This is a genomic window from Marinobacter flavimaris, from assembly GCF_045057155.1.
GTDB lineage: Bacteria > Pseudomonadota > Gammaproteobacteria > Pseudomonadales > Oleiphilaceae > Marinobacter > Marinobacter manganoxydans.
The window spans coordinates 2,442,522-2,456,407 of sequence record NZ_CP171359.1; the positions used below are offsets into that span (position 1 = coordinate 2,442,522).

16 protein-coding genes are annotated in these 13,886 nt (G+C 58.0%); 3 read left to right on the top strand and 13 right to left on the bottom strand.

Features of this window, described 5'->3' with window-relative positions:
• Nucleotides 1-3: 3 nt before the first annotated feature.
• From ACGK9W_RS11445 to merR, 9 genes are all read right to left on the bottom strand, one after another.
• The gene (locus tag ACGK9W_RS11445; protein ID WP_405416875.1) at nt 4-1,104 is read right to left on the bottom strand and encodes an efflux RND transporter periplasmic adaptor subunit; all 1,101 of its coding nucleotides are present in this window, start codon (nt 1,102-1,104) and stop codon (nt 4-6) included.
• Entirely contained in the window at nt 1,097-2,401 is a 1,305-nt protein-coding gene (locus tag ACGK9W_RS11450; protein ID WP_405416877.1) for a TolC family protein, read from the bottom strand. Before ACGK9W_RS11450 ends, ACGK9W_RS11445 begins: the two co-directional genes overlap by 8 nt.
• Nucleotides 2,402-2,537: 136 nt before the next feature.
• Nucleotides 2,538-2,930, bottom strand: a complete 393-nt coding sequence (locus ACGK9W_RS11455) for a hypothetical protein (protein WP_139216080.1) — start codon at nt 2,928-2,930, stop codon at nt 2,538-2,540.
• A 293-nt stretch (nt 2,931-3,223) separates the two neighbouring features.
• Complete coding sequence (locus ACGK9W_RS11460) at nt 3,224-3,799, bottom strand: TlpA family protein disulfide reductase (protein WP_405416879.1); 576 nt, start codon at nt 3,797-3,799, stop codon at nt 3,224-3,226.
• Nucleotides 3,800-3,855: 56 nt separating this feature from the next.
• Nucleotides 3,856-4,551 (bottom strand): SCO family protein, encoded by a 696-nt coding sequence (locus tag ACGK9W_RS11465; RefSeq protein ID WP_405416881.1) that lies wholly within the window; start codon nt 4,549-4,551, stop codon nt 3,856-3,858.
• 49 nt (nt 4,552-4,600) lie between these two features.
• Nucleotides 4,601-5,194 (bottom strand): protein-disulfide reductase DsbD domain-containing protein, encoded by a 594-nt coding sequence (locus ACGK9W_RS11470; RefSeq protein ID WP_405416882.1) that lies wholly within the window; start codon nt 5,192-5,194, stop codon nt 4,601-4,603.
• Nucleotides 5,195-5,210: 16 nt separating this feature from the next.
• Nucleotides 5,211-6,401, bottom strand: coding sequence for a protein-disulfide reductase DsbD (locus ACGK9W_RS11475; protein WP_053112797.1), 1,191 nt, complete (start codon nt 6,399-6,401; stop codon nt 5,211-5,213).
• Nucleotides 6,401-6,574: a hypothetical protein gene (locus ACGK9W_RS11480; RefSeq protein ID WP_008173750.1), complete on the bottom strand. Its 174-nt coding sequence runs from the start codon at nt 6,572-6,574 to the stop codon at nt 6,401-6,403. The genes ACGK9W_RS11475 and ACGK9W_RS11480 overlap by 1 nt, the downstream gene beginning before the upstream one ends.
• Nucleotides 6,575-7,277: 703 nt before the next feature.
• A complete protein-coding gene (gene merR, locus ACGK9W_RS11485) occupies nt 7,278-7,709 on the bottom strand; it encodes an Hg(II)-responsive transcriptional regulator (protein WP_405416884.1) in 432 nt (143 codons plus the stop codon).
• A 73-nt stretch (nt 7,710-7,782) separates the two neighbouring features.
• On the opposite strand from merR, the gene merT reads away from it, so the two are divergent.
• The 3 genes from merT (at nt 7,783) to merA (ending at nt 9,937) form a co-directional block, all read left to right on the top strand.
• The gene (merT, locus tag ACGK9W_RS11490) at nt 7,783-8,133 is read left to right on the top strand and encodes a mercuric ion transporter MerT (protein WP_405416886.1); all 351 of its coding nucleotides are present in this window, start codon (nt 7,783-7,785) and stop codon (nt 8,131-8,133) included.
• 14 nt (nt 8,134-8,147) lie between these two features.
• Nucleotides 8,148-8,444 carry a mercury resistance system periplasmic binding protein MerP gene (merP, locus tag ACGK9W_RS11495; protein WP_011784884.1) on the top strand — a complete coding sequence of 99 codons (297 nt, stop codon included), beginning with the start codon at nt 8,148-8,150 and terminating at the stop codon, nt 8,442-8,444.
• A gap of 86 nt (nt 8,445-8,530) precedes the next feature.
• On the top strand, nt 8,531-9,937 hold the full coding sequence (gene merA / locus ACGK9W_RS11500; protein ID WP_008173739.1) for a mercury(II) reductase: 1,407 nt from the start codon (nt 8,531-8,533) through the stop codon (nt 9,935-9,937).
• Nucleotides 9,938-9,970: 33 nt separating this feature from the next.
• Here the strand turns inward: merA and ACGK9W_RS11505 are convergent, their stop codons facing one another.
• The 4 genes from ACGK9W_RS11505 to ACGK9W_RS11520 all read right to left on the bottom strand — a co-directional run bounded on the left by ACGK9W_RS11505 (nt 9,971) and on the right by ACGK9W_RS11520 (nt 13,742).
• Complete coding sequence (locus ACGK9W_RS11505) at nt 9,971-10,384, bottom strand: TVP38/TMEM64 family protein (protein ID WP_405416889.1); 414 nt, start codon at nt 10,382-10,384, stop codon at nt 9,971-9,973.
• Nucleotides 10,366-10,587, bottom strand: a complete 222-nt coding sequence (locus ACGK9W_RS11510) for a hypothetical protein (protein ID WP_405416891.1) — start codon at nt 10,585-10,587, stop codon at nt 10,366-10,368. The genes ACGK9W_RS11505 and ACGK9W_RS11510 overlap by 19 nt, the downstream gene beginning before the upstream one ends.
• 196 nt (nt 10,588-10,783) lie before the next feature.
• A complete protein-coding gene (locus ACGK9W_RS11515) occupies nt 10,784-13,270 on the bottom strand; it encodes a heavy metal translocating P-type ATPase (protein ID WP_405416893.1) in 2,487 nt (828 codons plus the stop codon).
• Between the two features lie 70 nt (nt 13,271-13,340).
• A complete protein-coding gene (locus tag ACGK9W_RS11520) occupies nt 13,341-13,742 on the bottom strand; it encodes a MerR family transcriptional regulator (protein WP_008173731.1) in 402 nt (133 codons plus the stop codon).
• Nucleotides 13,743-13,886 lie beyond the last annotated feature (144 nt).

Consider the following 13,886-nt stretch of genomic DNA (forward strand, 5'->3'; position numbering starts at 1 on the left):
GGCTTACTCACCCCCCTGGTACTGCCAGTGGGATTTGAGCTCGGCCACGCCGCCGCTAACGATCTCGGAATTCGCCTCAATGCCGCCGCGCACCGCAATCCAGCCTTCCGACTCCAGCCCGATCTCGATCGGCGTTGGCGCATAGCGCCGTGGGCCCAGCACCTTGAACAGGTAGGCCTGCTCACCCACCCGGAACACGGCGCTGGCGGGCACCATGAGTCCTCGATAGGCCACACCGGTCAGGGTCACGGTGGCGTACATGCCGGGTCGCAACTGGCCGTCCGGGTTATCGACCACGATGCGTCCGCCCAGGGTTTGACTTTGCCGGTCCACCTCAGCCGCAAGCGATTGCAGGCGGCCACGGTATTCACGCCCGGGACTGGCCTGTACCTGGACCGTGGCCTCCGCACCCGGTTTGATCTCAGATAAGTTGGCGACAGGGATGCGTACCTCGGCCCACAGGCTGGACAGGTCGTCCACGTGAAAGGCGGTCTGCCCAGCGGTTATCAACTGACCTGACTCGATCTCGACCCCGGTGACCATCCCATCGATAGGACTGGTCAACTCGAACTCCGCCAGGCGGTCCGGTTTCTGCGCCAGGGCCTGTATCTGCCGATCAGACAGGCCGGCAAGCGACAACAAGCGACGCCGCGCATCCAGCGTGGCGCGGGCGCTCTTGTATTCACTGTCCACTTTGAGCCAACGGCTTTCGGCGACGATGCCGTCTTTCCACAAGCCTTCGATACGGGCGCGCTCGGCGCGCGCCAGTTCGAAGCGGGCCAACGTTTCCAGATAGTCGGCCTGCGCCTGGCCCAGGCTGTTGCTGCGCAGGCGGGCCAGCACCTGCCCCTTGCGCACTGCCTCGTTCTCCACCGCCAGCAGTTCGGTCACCATGCCGTCCACGACAGGGGTGACACGATTGCTCTTGCGCCGGTCGGCAGTGAGGGCGCCGGTCAGTTTCAGACGCGGCTTGAGCTCGCGGGTAGTTACGGTGGTGGTCGTAAGCCCGGCGCTGGTCAACTGCTCCTGGGTCAGCTCCAGTTCAGCGGCCGGCGCCAGCGCCGGAATCAGCAGGAAAAACAGTGTGGCTAGTAGCTTATTCATTGTCAGTATCCTGTTCAGTGAGGACAAGGGCACGACCGGCCGCCAGGCGCAAATCTGCAGCCTCCAGCCAGGCCTTTTGCAGCAGCTCCAAATAGCGTTCATGGGCGTCAAAATAGGTGTTGTTGGCATCGATTACCGAGAGAATTTCCACCTCACCGTTGGCGTATGCCTTGCGCGTCAGTTCGAATACTTTTTGCGCAGGCTGGAAAACTCGCGCGCGGTAATGCTCACCCTGCTTAATGAGCTGATTCAGATTCAAAAAACTCCGCTGCAAGCGACTATCCAAATCCCGTTCCAGCGCCTGTAGCTCCGACTGGCCCTCAATTACTTGTGACCGGACTTCTCCAATGCGACCGCTGTTTCGGTCCCAGAGAGGTATGGTGATACCCAGGCCGATTCCAGTGACATCCTGACGGCGTCCGTTGAGTAAATCCTGCTCACGAAACACCCGCAGGCTGATATCTGGCAAACGCTCAGCACGGGCCAAGTCCACACCTGATCGCGCTGCCTCGACTCGGTGTTTCGCGGCGAGCAGCGCCGGATGATTCGCCAGACCAGCCTGCAACTGCTCCAGCCCGTGGACGGGGCCGAACGGTTGAAGGGAAGTCAATCGAGGTGTCGTCTCTCCGGGTAGCTCCAAGTAGACGCGAAATCTGCTGAGCGCTTCATTGTATGCGCCTTCTGCACTATTTAATTCCTGTTGCGCGGCCTCCCGGATCAGATCCATGCGCAAGCGCTCCAGGTCAGAAAGCTCACCGGCCTGAGCGCGTCGGCGCCCGGTGTTCTGCAGGTCATCGGCAAGTTGCAAGCGTTCCTCCGCCAAGCGAAGGCGCTCCCAAGCCAACTGCAAGCTGTGATAGCGCTGCGCTACCTGGGTTTCCAGACGAATCTTTTGATAGCTCTGTTCGGCCCGGGCAGCGTCCAGTCCCGCCCCGGCAACCGCCTTCTGGTACCCGATACGACCACTCAGTGGCAGCGGCTGGCTGATCGCAAACTGGGTGAAATCAGTACCTCCGGTGCCCGCGTCCTTGCCAATACTGTCGTCGGCACGCAATTCGATCTGCGGGTTCGGCCACACACCGGCCTGTTGCAGAGCACCCCGGCGGGCATTGACAGTCGCCTGCGCACCACGAATTTCCGGCGCAATCTCAACCGCACGCAGGATACTGTCTTCCAGTGTCCATATACCCTGCGATTGACCCATGACCGATACCGACGCAGTACAAGACAGCAGGAACCACAGCACCACCGCTCGCCGATTTTTTCGGCGCGCCAAGAAAAAAACATTGAACATCATCCACTCCTAAGCGCTGCGTCGGTGATACGACACGCGCGCAAAAGCATCCAAGATAAAAAGCCATGCGGCATTGCTAATGCACAGACCAATACTAAGTCTCTGCAGGCAAAACCATCTAAAGGGAAGTCTCAGATTCTCAGAGAGGGGGCGCGCGCAGAGGCGGCCTTAGACTGAAAGGGGAAGAAAGAAACCTTGTATGGCGATAGAGGCGCCACAATACCTGAGAGCAAAATCGTCTCGGCAGAAGTAGAATCACTGCCGCAAACAGGGCGAGGACCATCGACCCAAGCGGCAGTTTTTTCAGGGCTCCTTGTTGAGACAGGTCGATGTGACCCACTTCGTCAGGATGTTTCTTGCCCGAAGCACCGTAGTCGACGTGGCTTTGATCCTGATGCACATGTTCCGACGTGGTCGGCTCATGATCGTAGGTATGCATATGCAATCGCGCGCCTTGGATGAAGACCAGGGCGACAGCCAAATACGTTACCCAGAAAATTTTCTTGAGCGTGGTTAATTGCGATCGATGCATAGGATCGGATAATACCCATTCTCCCAATGCCAGGCAACAGATTAGTCTCCAGTTTCAATCTTCTACCCCGGATTTCTCATAAAGAGGTAAAAGGAAGCGGCTGAACGAGCGGTTATTCCAATCCAGCGGAATCAATTCAATAAATTCTTTATCATGGTCATTGCCTCTGCAAAGACAGACTTTCAATATATATGACTTGACCTTGAATTAATCGCCTGGCCAAAGCTGAATCGCCCGAGCCAACTTTAAGGTCAAGGCGTTTGTTGCAGACGTCCAGTCGGACTGACCATCGGTCAGTCTGGAACCCCGTCAATGGTACGGGTTATCAAATCCGCTATGGCCGGGCTGTCCCATTCCGCGGCACCGACCAGGCGGCCAATTTCGCGACCGTTGTGATCAATCAGCAGCGTTGTAGGAACACCTTCTATGCCTAGCGTTGAGGTCGCCATTGTCGACGGATCAATATACTGGCGAAGATGTTGGATGCCGGTTTTCCGGTAGAATTTTTCAACAACGCTGATGCCTGCGTGGTCAACGGACAGCGCAACCACTTCAAATTGCTCGCCGCCCAGTTGAGCCTGAAGTGAGTCCAGCGTCGGCATTTCCTCACGGCAGGGTGCGCACCAGGTCGCCCAGATATTGAGCAAAATCACCTTGCCCTGAAAGTCAGCCAGTGTCAGCGGTCTGCCGTTTTCGTCTTCAAAAGCCAGCTCGGGCAGAGTGCGAGGGGACTCCCAGATCAGGAACCCCTGGGGCCCCACGGACTTCGGAACCTTCCCTGCAGCCATAACTGGAGCGGCTATGGAAATAGCAAGCGCGAAAAGGACTACGGCGATTCCCCGGGCGGCGGATATGCGCTGGTGACTCATTAGACATTTCTCCTGATTACAGTGGTCGGTTTGCTGCCGGCATGGTGCCCCACGCGTTACTCGCTCTGTAGCAACGCTTCAATGCGCCCGTGCAGCCGGCCCCAGAACCCATCACCGGCTGCCGCGTTGGGGCCTTTGGCAATGGCCGTCAGGTAGGTCACCAGGTGTTCAGGCTTGAATTTTAATCCATGGAACCGGGCCCGCATCTGACCTTCCGGGTCAATCACGTGGGTTACCACGCCATGGACCTGTACACCCTCACCCGTATCCCTGAACTGAACGCCGTAGGCCTTGGCGAGCTCCGACGTCAACCCGGGCGATTCGCCTTCGCCCCGGTACAGAAAGTGCCAATTATCGGGGTTCAGGTCGAAATTGTCGCCATACGCGCGCATGTTGTCCCGGGTACCGGCAATATCCTCGCGATCAGTGGCAATGGTGATGAACACCACCTCTTCACTCAGCCCTTCTTCTTCAACCCCGGTTTGCAACTGCCGTATCAGGTTCATATGAAAAGGGCAGGCCTCGGTACAGCGCGTGTAGAGAAAATTGAGCACAACGGTTTTGCCGTTTAAGTCGGCAAGGGAAAGGGTATTGCCATCAACGCCTGTAAGATCAAATTCAGGGGCCGGCTGATCCACAAACTGGGCATACCGCTCTTTCTCGTTCAACGAGGCCTCCACATCTTCCATGGAATGGGCCATGGCATTGGTGCTGACCTGGGCAACCATGGCAATCAGCAATTCTGAATACACTGTTCACAGTCATTCTCCATTTGAGTTGTTTTCCGAAGGGAGTCCCGGTTTATTGTGGCTTGATATCGTCCAGATTCAGCGCAACGGGCAGGTCAGCTGGTGCCAGGCAAACGCCCTCGTCACTGCAGGCCTGTACCCGTACCGTCATGTCTAGCTTGCCTGCCTCTTTCAGCGCGGCGGTCTGTTTTTCATCTGGCAGCAGCCGGATGCTCGCACCGTCGTCGTACACCTCCAGGGCGGTGTCACCCAGCACAATGTCACTGACCCGGCCGCGCGGGTACTCCGTCGGAATATCGAGCGACTGGCCGCCAGCCGAAGACTTGGCGACGGTGGGGATCAGAAACTCCATGGAGGCTGGATTCGCATTCACGTGCCAGCCCGGTTCAATGTCCAGTGTCAGAACGATTTCACCGGTCTCCCCTATCAGGGCTTTGCCGCCTTCCGCAAGATTGAGGCGGACCTTATCGGAAGAATCTGCCAACCCCGTGCGGGCAACTGGCGCCTGGGGGTCGGAACTGGCTTGTTCAGGCTGGGCCTGGCCACCGCCATTGCCGGAATCGGTATCGGTCAGCACAAACACGGCCGCGATCGCGATCAGAAAAACCGCTACGCCGGTCAGCAATACTTTGGGTCGGGTTGTCATGGTTCATCTCCAGTATCTAGGGTTGTGAATTCTCGGTGCGGTTGATCGCCTCGACCAGGCTATCGGTGTCAAAGAGTCCCGTGAAACGGGCGACAACGGCGCCATCACCGGCAAAAACCGCTGCAAAGGGCAAGGCCTGCCCACCCGTCGCGGTTAACAATGCGTCTTTTTCGGGATCGCTTGCTGTCACGTCCACCTGAATCGGCACCATGCCGGCCCGCTCCACGGCTTCGGCCACAGCGGGCTCTTTATACACGGTGCGCTCCAGGACCTTGCAGTTGATGCACCAGTCGGCAGTGAACTCCAGCAAATACGGCGTGCCACGGGCTTTTGTTTCTGCCAGGAGTTCTGCTGAGTAGGGCTGCCAGACAAGTTCGTCTTCGCCGCTGCCCAACGGAGATGCGAATACCACTGTCACGGCAAGGGCAAGGCCTGTCGCCGTTGCAGTGATCACGCGCACGGCACCGTTCCCCTGAACGAAACGGCGGAGACCCCAGACCAGCACCAGCGCCAGCCAGGCCCACCACAGCCAGGGATATACCGCTTTGGGTACCAGGCTCGCACTGAAAAACACGGCGGCGGCCAGCAATATCAGCGCGAGCACTTCACGAATGGCTACGGTCCAGGGGCCCGCCTTGGGCAAACGACTCAGCCACTCGGGCCTGAGCATCAGTACCGCATAGGGCAACGACAGCCCCAGCCCGATACTGCCGAATATCCCCATGATGACCGGCGCCGGCTGGGTAACGGCAAAGGCCAGTACGCCCCCCAAGAAAGGGCCTGCGCAGGGCGCGGCCAGAATCGCACTCAACAGCCCGGATACATAGGCTTCAAAGTAACGCCGGCCATGCGCCGAGGCGGCGAATGTCGGGACGGGGATGGGCAGATCGAGCCAGGTAATCACCGCAAACCCGACCATTAACGCAACCAGGACGGCCACGAATAGCGTTGACTGGAACAACGTGCCCCAGTTCCACTGCAGCAGTGCGGTCAGGCCGCCCAGCGTCAGGAAAAAGGTGAGTGTTCCGGCCGTGAATGCCAACGCGGCCAGCACCCGATGGGACCTCTGGCCGCCCGCCTCCCGCAGGATGGTCCGGACCTTGATGGGGATCGCGGGCAGCACGCAGGGCGTCAGGTTCAGCAGTAGACCTGCCATAACCGCCATCATGATCTGGCCGGCAATGAGTAATGAGGGCAGCTGATCCATTACTCAGTGACTCCCAGCATCCTGCCGAGCGCTTCCTGGCTGGGCACACCAGTCTGGCCCCGCCATTGTCCGCTCGAATCCTTGTACAGCAGCCCTGGCGTCCCGCTGAAACCCGAAAGCTTATGGCAGAGCACGGTCATGCCGCGCACCAGGTATTCCAGATAGAATGACATCACAGATACGTTCCCGTTTTCATGTATTCATCAGTCGATAAAATCACCAGCAAAGCTGCCTACGTGGTGGTCTACCGCGCAAGGCCAAACGACAGGCACTCGAAGCGAAAGCCTCTGGTAATCAAAGGTTCAGGACACTGTTGAATACTTGGGAGGAAAAGGGTCTGGGCCAGAAAGTACACGGCCGGAATGAGAATAATAGCCTTTCGGGCAGGGGGAAGATAACAGCACTACCGAGTCTCTAATTGCAGATTTCCCGACATGGGACGTTGAACACGGGCTACTGCAGCTGCCCTCGGCATTGAGCCCGGCGCAGTCATGCATCACCTGGGTGTCTGGCAACATGACACAAGCCTCGGCCATGGGTTCCGCCTCAAAAGAGGTCGCGGCAACTCCCTGTGCAACGGGGAGAAGAGCCACGAGCAGTAGTACTGCCAGTCCCATAAGCCGTGTGGTCATCGCACTGATATCCTGATTACAGAACAGCTAAAACATCTTCCGCGTGGGAAGATAATCGTCCACTTTAACCTACATTGACGGAGGTGCAAACAGACACGCTCCATCACCGTATCCGCCAATGCGGCTACCAGAGCAAGATGTTGGCGGCGCACATAAGTTCCTCAGAAGCTTGGGTGTGGGGACTATCCGGGGATAAAACATCCGCTCTCCCTCGAGCCCTCAGTCGAGTGAAAATCATGTTCTTTCACGTTGATCGTTTCCCCCATTGCCCCCCCTCATGCAATGATGCAATCAATGGGCACGTAATATTGTCCGGATGGGCATGGCACTGCTCAACCATCTCGCCCAGTACCTTCTCGATTCTCCCCAGTTGGTCGATTTTCTCACGCACGTCCCGCAACTTGTGCTCGGCCAGAGCGCTGGCCTCCTGGCAGTGAGCGCCATCTTCAAGTTGTAGCAGGTCACTGATTTCGACAAGACTGAAGCCCAGCTGCTGAGCCGTTTTCACGAACATTAACCGCTCGATATCAGCTGGACCATAGCGCCTAATACCACCTGGAGGACGTTCCGGCTCCGGTACTAGACGTCGCCGCTGGTAATAGCGGATTGTCTCGACATGGACGTTGGCAGCCTTCGCCAGGCCACCGATGGTCAATGAATTCGCTTTATCCGGCATACCCCTTGACTCCGTAGCTGACTACGGAAGTAATCTTATCTCATCGAATGAAACCATGAAAGGTGTCAGCGTTATGTCGAATTCCAAATCGGGGCGTGTCCCCTTGGCTGCGGGAGGTATTGCGGGCCTTTTGGCTTCGGCCTGCTGCCTCGGACCGCTGGTACTTGTCGCGCTGGGTGTCTCCGGCGCCTGGATGGGCAACCTCACGGCTCTTGAACCTTACCGCCCGATTTTCATCGGCGTTGCATTGGTGGCCATGTTCTTCGCCTGGCGTCAAATCTTCCGGCCAGTGGAACAGTGTCAAACCGGTGAAGTGTGTGCCGTACCACGGGTGCGAACGGCTTATAAGGTGATCTTTTGGGCAGTAACGGCACTGATACTGGTCGCCCTGTTGTTTCCCTATGCTCTTCCTCTGTTTTATTGAAAGGAGATTGTCCCATGAAAATGCGCTTTGCCATGACGTTGCTTTTCGCCCTGCTCAGCATGCCCTCTTGGGCCGCCATGCAGACAGTGACGCTTTCGGTTCCGGGGATGACCTGTTCCGCATGCCCCATTACCATCAAGCTGGCCTTGAACAAGGTGGACGGTGTTTCACAAGTCGACGTGAGCTATCCGGATCGAGAAGCCGTGATTACCTTTGACGACACACGAACATCGGTGGAAGCCTTAACCCAGGCAACGGGCGATGTCGGCTATCCCTCCACCCTGAAATCCCTGGAAACGGACAGTAAGTGAGTTGTGATAAAGGACTCCAGGCGCCCTCTGTTACACGCGACTCGGCGCCTGCCGTGACAATGCCCCAGTAATTCAAGGAACTCGGAATGAATAGTGACAAAAACCTGCATATCGCTGTGATTGGTAGCGGCGGCGCAGCCATGGCGGCTGCCCTGAAGGCCGCGGAGCGTGGCGCCCGCATCACCCTGATCGAGCGCGGCATTATTGGTGGTACCTGCGTGAATACCGGCTGCGTGCCGTCGAAAATCATGATTCGTGCCGCGCATATCGCGCATCTGCGCACGGAGAGCCCATTTGACGGGGGCGTCAGCGCCCAGATACCGAAGGTGGACCGGGCGAAACTGCTTCAGCAACAGCAGACGCGTGTCGAGGAACTGCGCGACGCCAAGTACGAAGGGATTCTGCGCGACCAGACGGCAATCACGGTCCTGAACGGTGAAGCCCGGTTTGTCGATGGCAATAACCTGGTGGTCCAGTTGAACGAGGGCGGCGAGCAGAACGTCCATTTCGATCGCGCCTTTATTGGCACTGGCGCCCGCCCCGCAGAGCCGTCGATACCGGGGCTGGCTGAGACGCCTTATCTCACCTCCACCAGTGCGCTGGCATTAATTACTGTGCCTGAACGGCTGATCGTTATCGGCGCCGGTTTTGTTGCCCTGGAATTGGCTCAGGCGTTCGCCCGGCTGGATAGCAAGGTCACCGTGTTGGCCCGCAGCCGCCTGCTATCCGGTGAAGAACCCGCCGTCGGTGAGGCCATAGAGGCGGCGTTCAGGCGCGAGGGCATCGAGGTGCTCAAGCAGACCCAGGCCAGCCGTGTGGACTATACCGACAATGAATTCGTTATCGAGACCAATGCCGGTACCTTACGAGCTGATCAACTGCTGGTGGCGACCGGCCGGATACCCAATACCGAAAACCTGAACCTGGCGGGCATCGGTGTGGAAACCTCCCGTGGCGCGATTCAGGTGGATGGGCAACTGCAAACCACGGTCCCCGGTGTCTATGCCGCCGGTGACTGCACCGATCAGCCGCAGTTTGTCTACGTCGCCGCTGCCGGGGGCAGCCGGGCTGCGGTCAACATGACGGGAGGCGAGGCCACCCTGGATCTCAGCGCCATGCCGGGGGTGATGTTTACCGACCCTCAGGTCGCCACAGTTGGCCTGACAGAGGCCGAAGCGCTCAAGCAGGGCTACAATGTGGACACCCGTCTGCTGGATCTGGAAAACGTGCCGCGAGCGCTGGTGAATTTCGACACCCATGGCTTTATTAAGATGGTGGCCGAGCGCGATTCGGGACGCTTGCTGGGGGTGCAGGCGGTAGCCGGGGAAGCCGGTGAACTGATCCAGACGGCAGTCATTGCACTTCGGTCACGGATGACCGTGCAGGACATCGGCGATGAACTGTTTCCTTATCTGACCATGGTGGAAGGCCTCAAGCTCTGCGCGCAAACCTTCACCAAAGACGTGAAACAGCTGTCCTGCTGTGCGGGATGAGTATTTGCCAAGGCGCCTTCAACCCAACCTCTATCATGCAAGTTCGGACGCTTTCTGGTGCCTTAGGCGAGCCATGAGCAGCTTGGCAACAATCGGTAACAGGGTAATGCCACTGACCAGGATCAGAAGCCCGGTCACCACCCCGGACTCAGATGCCATGAGCAAGCCACCAAACGCTGTGATCAAATACGCTGTCGGAATAACACCGGCCAGAGTTGCGACCACGAATCGCCAGAACGCGATCGGTGTCAGGCCGGCTGCATAGCTGACGGCATCGAAGGAGATAAAGGGCACCAATCGCGACGCAAAAATGACAAGCATCAACCCGCCCTGGGAGCGGTCCTTGCCCAGCCAATTCAATACCGGACGTACCCGCCTCCAGCGATGGATAACGTCGTACCCCAAGGATCGAGCAATGGCGAAAGCGATCAGTGCGCCGGCCTCCAATACCCCAGTTGGTCAATCCATTCCGACAAGGCCGCCTTGTTGGTCACGGTGGTCAATGCTCCGGTCTCCAGCATGACCCAATAGATCGCAGCCAGTGCAACCAGCAAGAGCAGACCCCCGGCAACTTTTGATTTTGCGTTCGGTCTAACTCCCATGCCTGCCATGGGTACCCGATGAAATTCATGGTTCAGGGTGGTAGTCATAGTCTCCTCTGGCGTTCTTACTCGCGCGTCCAGAATCGTCCCTGTTTTTCGAAAACAGGTACTTGCCGAGGGCTGCGACGCCAAGTACCAAGGCGACGATGAGCAAAAGGGATATCAACCCCCTTCCCGCCATTCCAAACATGCATGCCTCATTCGTCATCATGTCAATCTCCTGATTCTGTGTGTGCCAGGCCTCTTACGAGACACTGGCCTGTGCGGCTCCGCTTTCGCTGATACTGCTCTCCACGGAGCTTCCGCTATCGGATTTGAACCGGCCCAGTCGGAGGGAATTGGTCACCACAAACACACTGGAAAGGCTCATGGCACCCGCAGCCAGCATGGGGTTGAGCAGATAACCGGTAAACGGGAACAGAACACCTGCGGCCACGGGGATCAGTGCCAGGTTGTATCCGTAGGCCCAGACAAAATTGCCAACAATCGTTTTGCGGGTGCGCCGGGAGAGCGCTGCAGCATCCACGATGCCCCGGAGGTCGCCGCGCATCAGAACCACGTCGCCGGCCTCGATGGCAATGTCGGTACCGGTGCCGATGGCGATACCCACATCGGCTTGCGCCAGGGCCGGTGCGTCATTGATACCGTCACCCACAAAAGCAACCCGGGCACCTTCCTCTTGCAGGCGCTTCACTTCGGACGCTTTCTGGTCCGGCAATACCTCCGCAAGCACCCGTTCGATACCGGCTTGCCGCGCAATCGCCTCGGCGGTGGCGCGGTTGTCACCGGTGAGCATGGCCACGCTGAGCCCTGATGACTTGAGCGCAGCAATCGCTTCCACCGAGCCGTTCTTGAGCGGATCGGCCACGGCAATCAGCGCGGCGAGGCGTCCGTCGACGGCAACATACAGCGGGGATTTGGCTTTTTCAGCAAGTGACACCGCATCGTCGGCGACGCTGGCCAGGTCGATACCGAGGCGGCGCATATAACGGTCCGCGCCCACATTGATCCGGCGTCCGGCCACCTGTGCCTGGATGCCGTAGCCCGGCTCCGCCTGGAATTCACTGATCGCGGGTAACGTGAGGCCCCGATCCCTTGCGCCCTTGACGATGGCTTCCCCGATGGGATGTTCACTTTCGGTCTCCACAGCCGCAACCCAGGCCAGGACCTCATCCTCGCGGCCTTCCACCAGTATGAAATCTGTCAGCTCAGGCTGGCCCCGAGTCAGGGTGCCGGTTTTATCGAGGACGATGGTGTCCATCCGAGACAGTGTCTCCAGGGCCGCGCCTTTGCGGAACAGCACGCCCATTTCGGCGCCCTTACCGGTTCCGACCATAATGGCTGTTGGCGTAGCCAGTCCCATCGCGCAGGGACAAGCAATCAGCAGTACGCTGACCGTCGTGACGAAGGCAAAGGACAGGGCCGGCTCGGGCCCGAAGCTGAACCAGGTGATGAACGTCAGAATCGCGAGCACAATCACAATGGGAACGAAAATTCCCGCTATCTTGTCGGCCAGCGCCTGAATCGGGGGTTTATCAGCCTGGGCCGATTCCACCATTCTGATGATCTGTGCCAGAACGGTGTCCGCACCGACCCTCGTAGCCCGGAACGTCAGGGAACCGTTCTTATTAATGGTTCCACCCACCAGCTCGGCGTCTTTCTGTTTGGCCACGGGAACGGGCTCGCCGCTGATCATGGACTCGTCCACGTAGGATTGGCCTTCCTCCACCACGCCATCAACAGGAACCCGCTCTCCCGGGCGCACCTGGATACGGTCACCAGGTACCACGGCTTCGATGGGCACTTCGACGGCTTCCCCATCCCGAATGACACGGGCGGTCTTGGCCTGCAATTGCAGAAGTTTTTTGATTGCCTCCGACGTTCGGCCTTTGGCGACGTGCTCAAAGTAGCGTCCCAGCAGAATGAGCGTCACGATTACTGCCGCTGCCTCGAAATAGCTTTCGGCGGTACCGGCGGGAAAGAATCCTGGAACCAGCAGTGCTGCGACGGAGTAGAAATAGGCAGCGCTGGTGCCGATCATAACCAGGCTGTTCATGCCAGGATTGGCATGGCGCAATTCAGTGTACCCGGACCGGAAAAACCTCAGTCCGGCATAAAACAACACCGGCGTGGTTAGTAGCCACTCAATTGCCATCCATCCCCGATGGGGTAAGACACTGACATATAGAGCCTCAAGAGCAGGGATCATTTTACCCATGGCAATCAGAACAATCGGGATAGTCAGCGCCGCAGCGAAGAGCACTTTCCGGCGGAGGTCGATGCCCTCCCTGTCCTGCTCTTCCGTTTCGCTATTGGCGTCCGGCTCCTGAGGTTCATACCCTGCGTCGCGGATAGCCTGATGAATTCGCGGCACTGACAAGGTGTCAGACAGGAACTCCACAAACGCTTTCTGGGTAGTCAGATTGACACTGGCCTTGACCATGCCGGGTTGCTTGTTCAATGCCCGCTCAACCCGGGATACGCAGGAGCCACAGGTCATTCCGATGACCGGAATTTCAGCCGACTGTACTCGTGGCTGATAACCCGCCTCCTTAATCAAGTCGATTAGCGTGGCCGGCGTGGCCGGCTGGTCAAATTTCACGGTGGCTTTTCCGGTCGCCAGATTCACCTGGGATTCCGCAACGCCGCGCTGACCCATGAGCGCCTTTTCAATCCGTCCGACGCACGAAGCGCAAGACATTCCATCAACACGAATCTCTATTCGTTGCATACCCGTTTGGCTCCTCGGCACAGATAACTGTGTGCCTCTAAATCAATGCATCCGCAGGCGATTGCCAGCTTCACCCTTGCTGGGCTATAGCTTCAACAATCGGGCAGCCATCCATCGGCCCCTCACCGGAGCATTCCTTCAGTGTTTCAGACAGGACGGCCTCGATGCGGGACAGACTCTGAATCTGATGCCGGATTTTTTCCAGTTGCTTCTTTGCAATTTGCCTGGCCTCGGCACGGTCGCCATTGGCGTCCTGAAGCATCAGGAGTTCGCGAATCTCATCAAGGGTGAAACCCCATTGCTTGGCGTGGATGATGAATTGCAGCCTGGCGATCGCATCCTCGGGGTAACGACGATAATTCGATTGGTTTCGGGCAGGCTCGGGCATGAGATTTTCCCGCTCGTAAAAGCGAATGGCATGGCTGGCCACGCCGCTTTTATCAGAGAGTTCGCCAATATTGAACGTTTTCATTCTTGCACCTCAAAACAAGTGATCAATGACTGATGCCAACCATAACCTTAAAGTGAACTTTAAGGTCAAGGCATTTTTTCATGCTTTGTCAGACCGGTGGCGGTACACCAAACTGACCCAAGGTCCCCCGTTTTGAGTCAAGTG

What these genes read in the sequence shown, in the direction of transcription:
- ACGK9W_RS11475 (WP_053112797.1), bottom strand. Translation starts at nt 6,401, where the DNA reads ATGGATCAGCTGCCCTCATTACTCATTGCCGGCCAGATCATGATGGCG.
- merR (WP_405416884.1), bottom strand. Translation starts at nt 7,709, where the DNA reads ATGCCGGATAAAGCGAATTCATTGACCATCGGTGGCCTGGCGAAGGCT.
- merT (WP_405416886.1), top strand. Translation starts at nt 7,783, where the DNA reads ATGTCGAATTCCAAATCGGGGCGTGTCCCCTTGGCTGCGGGAGGTATT.
- ACGK9W_RS11445 (WP_405416875.1), bottom strand. Translation starts at nt 1,104, where the DNA reads ATGAATAAGCTACTAGCCACACTGTTTTTCCTGCTGATTCCGGCGCTG.
- ACGK9W_RS11480 (WP_008173750.1), bottom strand. Translation starts at nt 6,574, where the DNA reads ATGTCATTCTATCTGGAATACCTGGTGCGCGGCATGACCGTGCTCTGC.
- merA (WP_008173739.1), top strand. Translation starts at nt 8,531, where the DNA reads ATGAATAGTGACAAAAACCTGCATATCGCTGTGATTGGTAGCGGCGGC.
- ACGK9W_RS11515 (WP_405416893.1), bottom strand. Translation starts at nt 13,270, where the DNA reads ATGCAACGAATAGAGATTCGTGTTGATGGAATGTCTTGCGCTTCGTGC.
- ACGK9W_RS11470 (WP_405416882.1), bottom strand. Translation starts at nt 5,194, where the DNA reads ATGACAACCCGACCCAAAGTATTGCTGACCGGCGTAGCGGTTTTTCTG.
- ACGK9W_RS11455 (WP_139216080.1), bottom strand. Translation starts at nt 2,930, where the DNA reads ATGCATCGATCGCAATTAACCACGCTCAAGAAAATTTTCTGGGTAACG.
- merP (WP_011784884.1), top strand. Translation starts at nt 8,148, where the DNA reads ATGAAAATGCGCTTTGCCATGACGTTGCTTTTCGCCCTGCTCAGCATG.
- ACGK9W_RS11450 (WP_405416877.1), bottom strand. Translation starts at nt 2,401, where the DNA reads ATGATGTTCAATGTTTTTTTCTTGGCGCGCCGAAAAAATCGGCGAGCG.
- ACGK9W_RS11510 (WP_405416891.1), bottom strand. Translation starts at nt 10,587, where the DNA reads ATGACTACCACCCTGAACCATGAATTTCATCGGGTACCCATGGCAGGC.
- ACGK9W_RS11460 (WP_405416879.1), bottom strand. Translation starts at nt 3,799, where the DNA reads ATGAGTCACCAGCGCATATCCGCCGCCCGGGGAATCGCCGTAGTCCTT.
- ACGK9W_RS11520 (WP_008173731.1), bottom strand. Translation starts at nt 13,742, where the DNA reads ATGAAAACGTTCAATATTGGCGAACTCTCTGATAAAAGCGGCGTGGCC.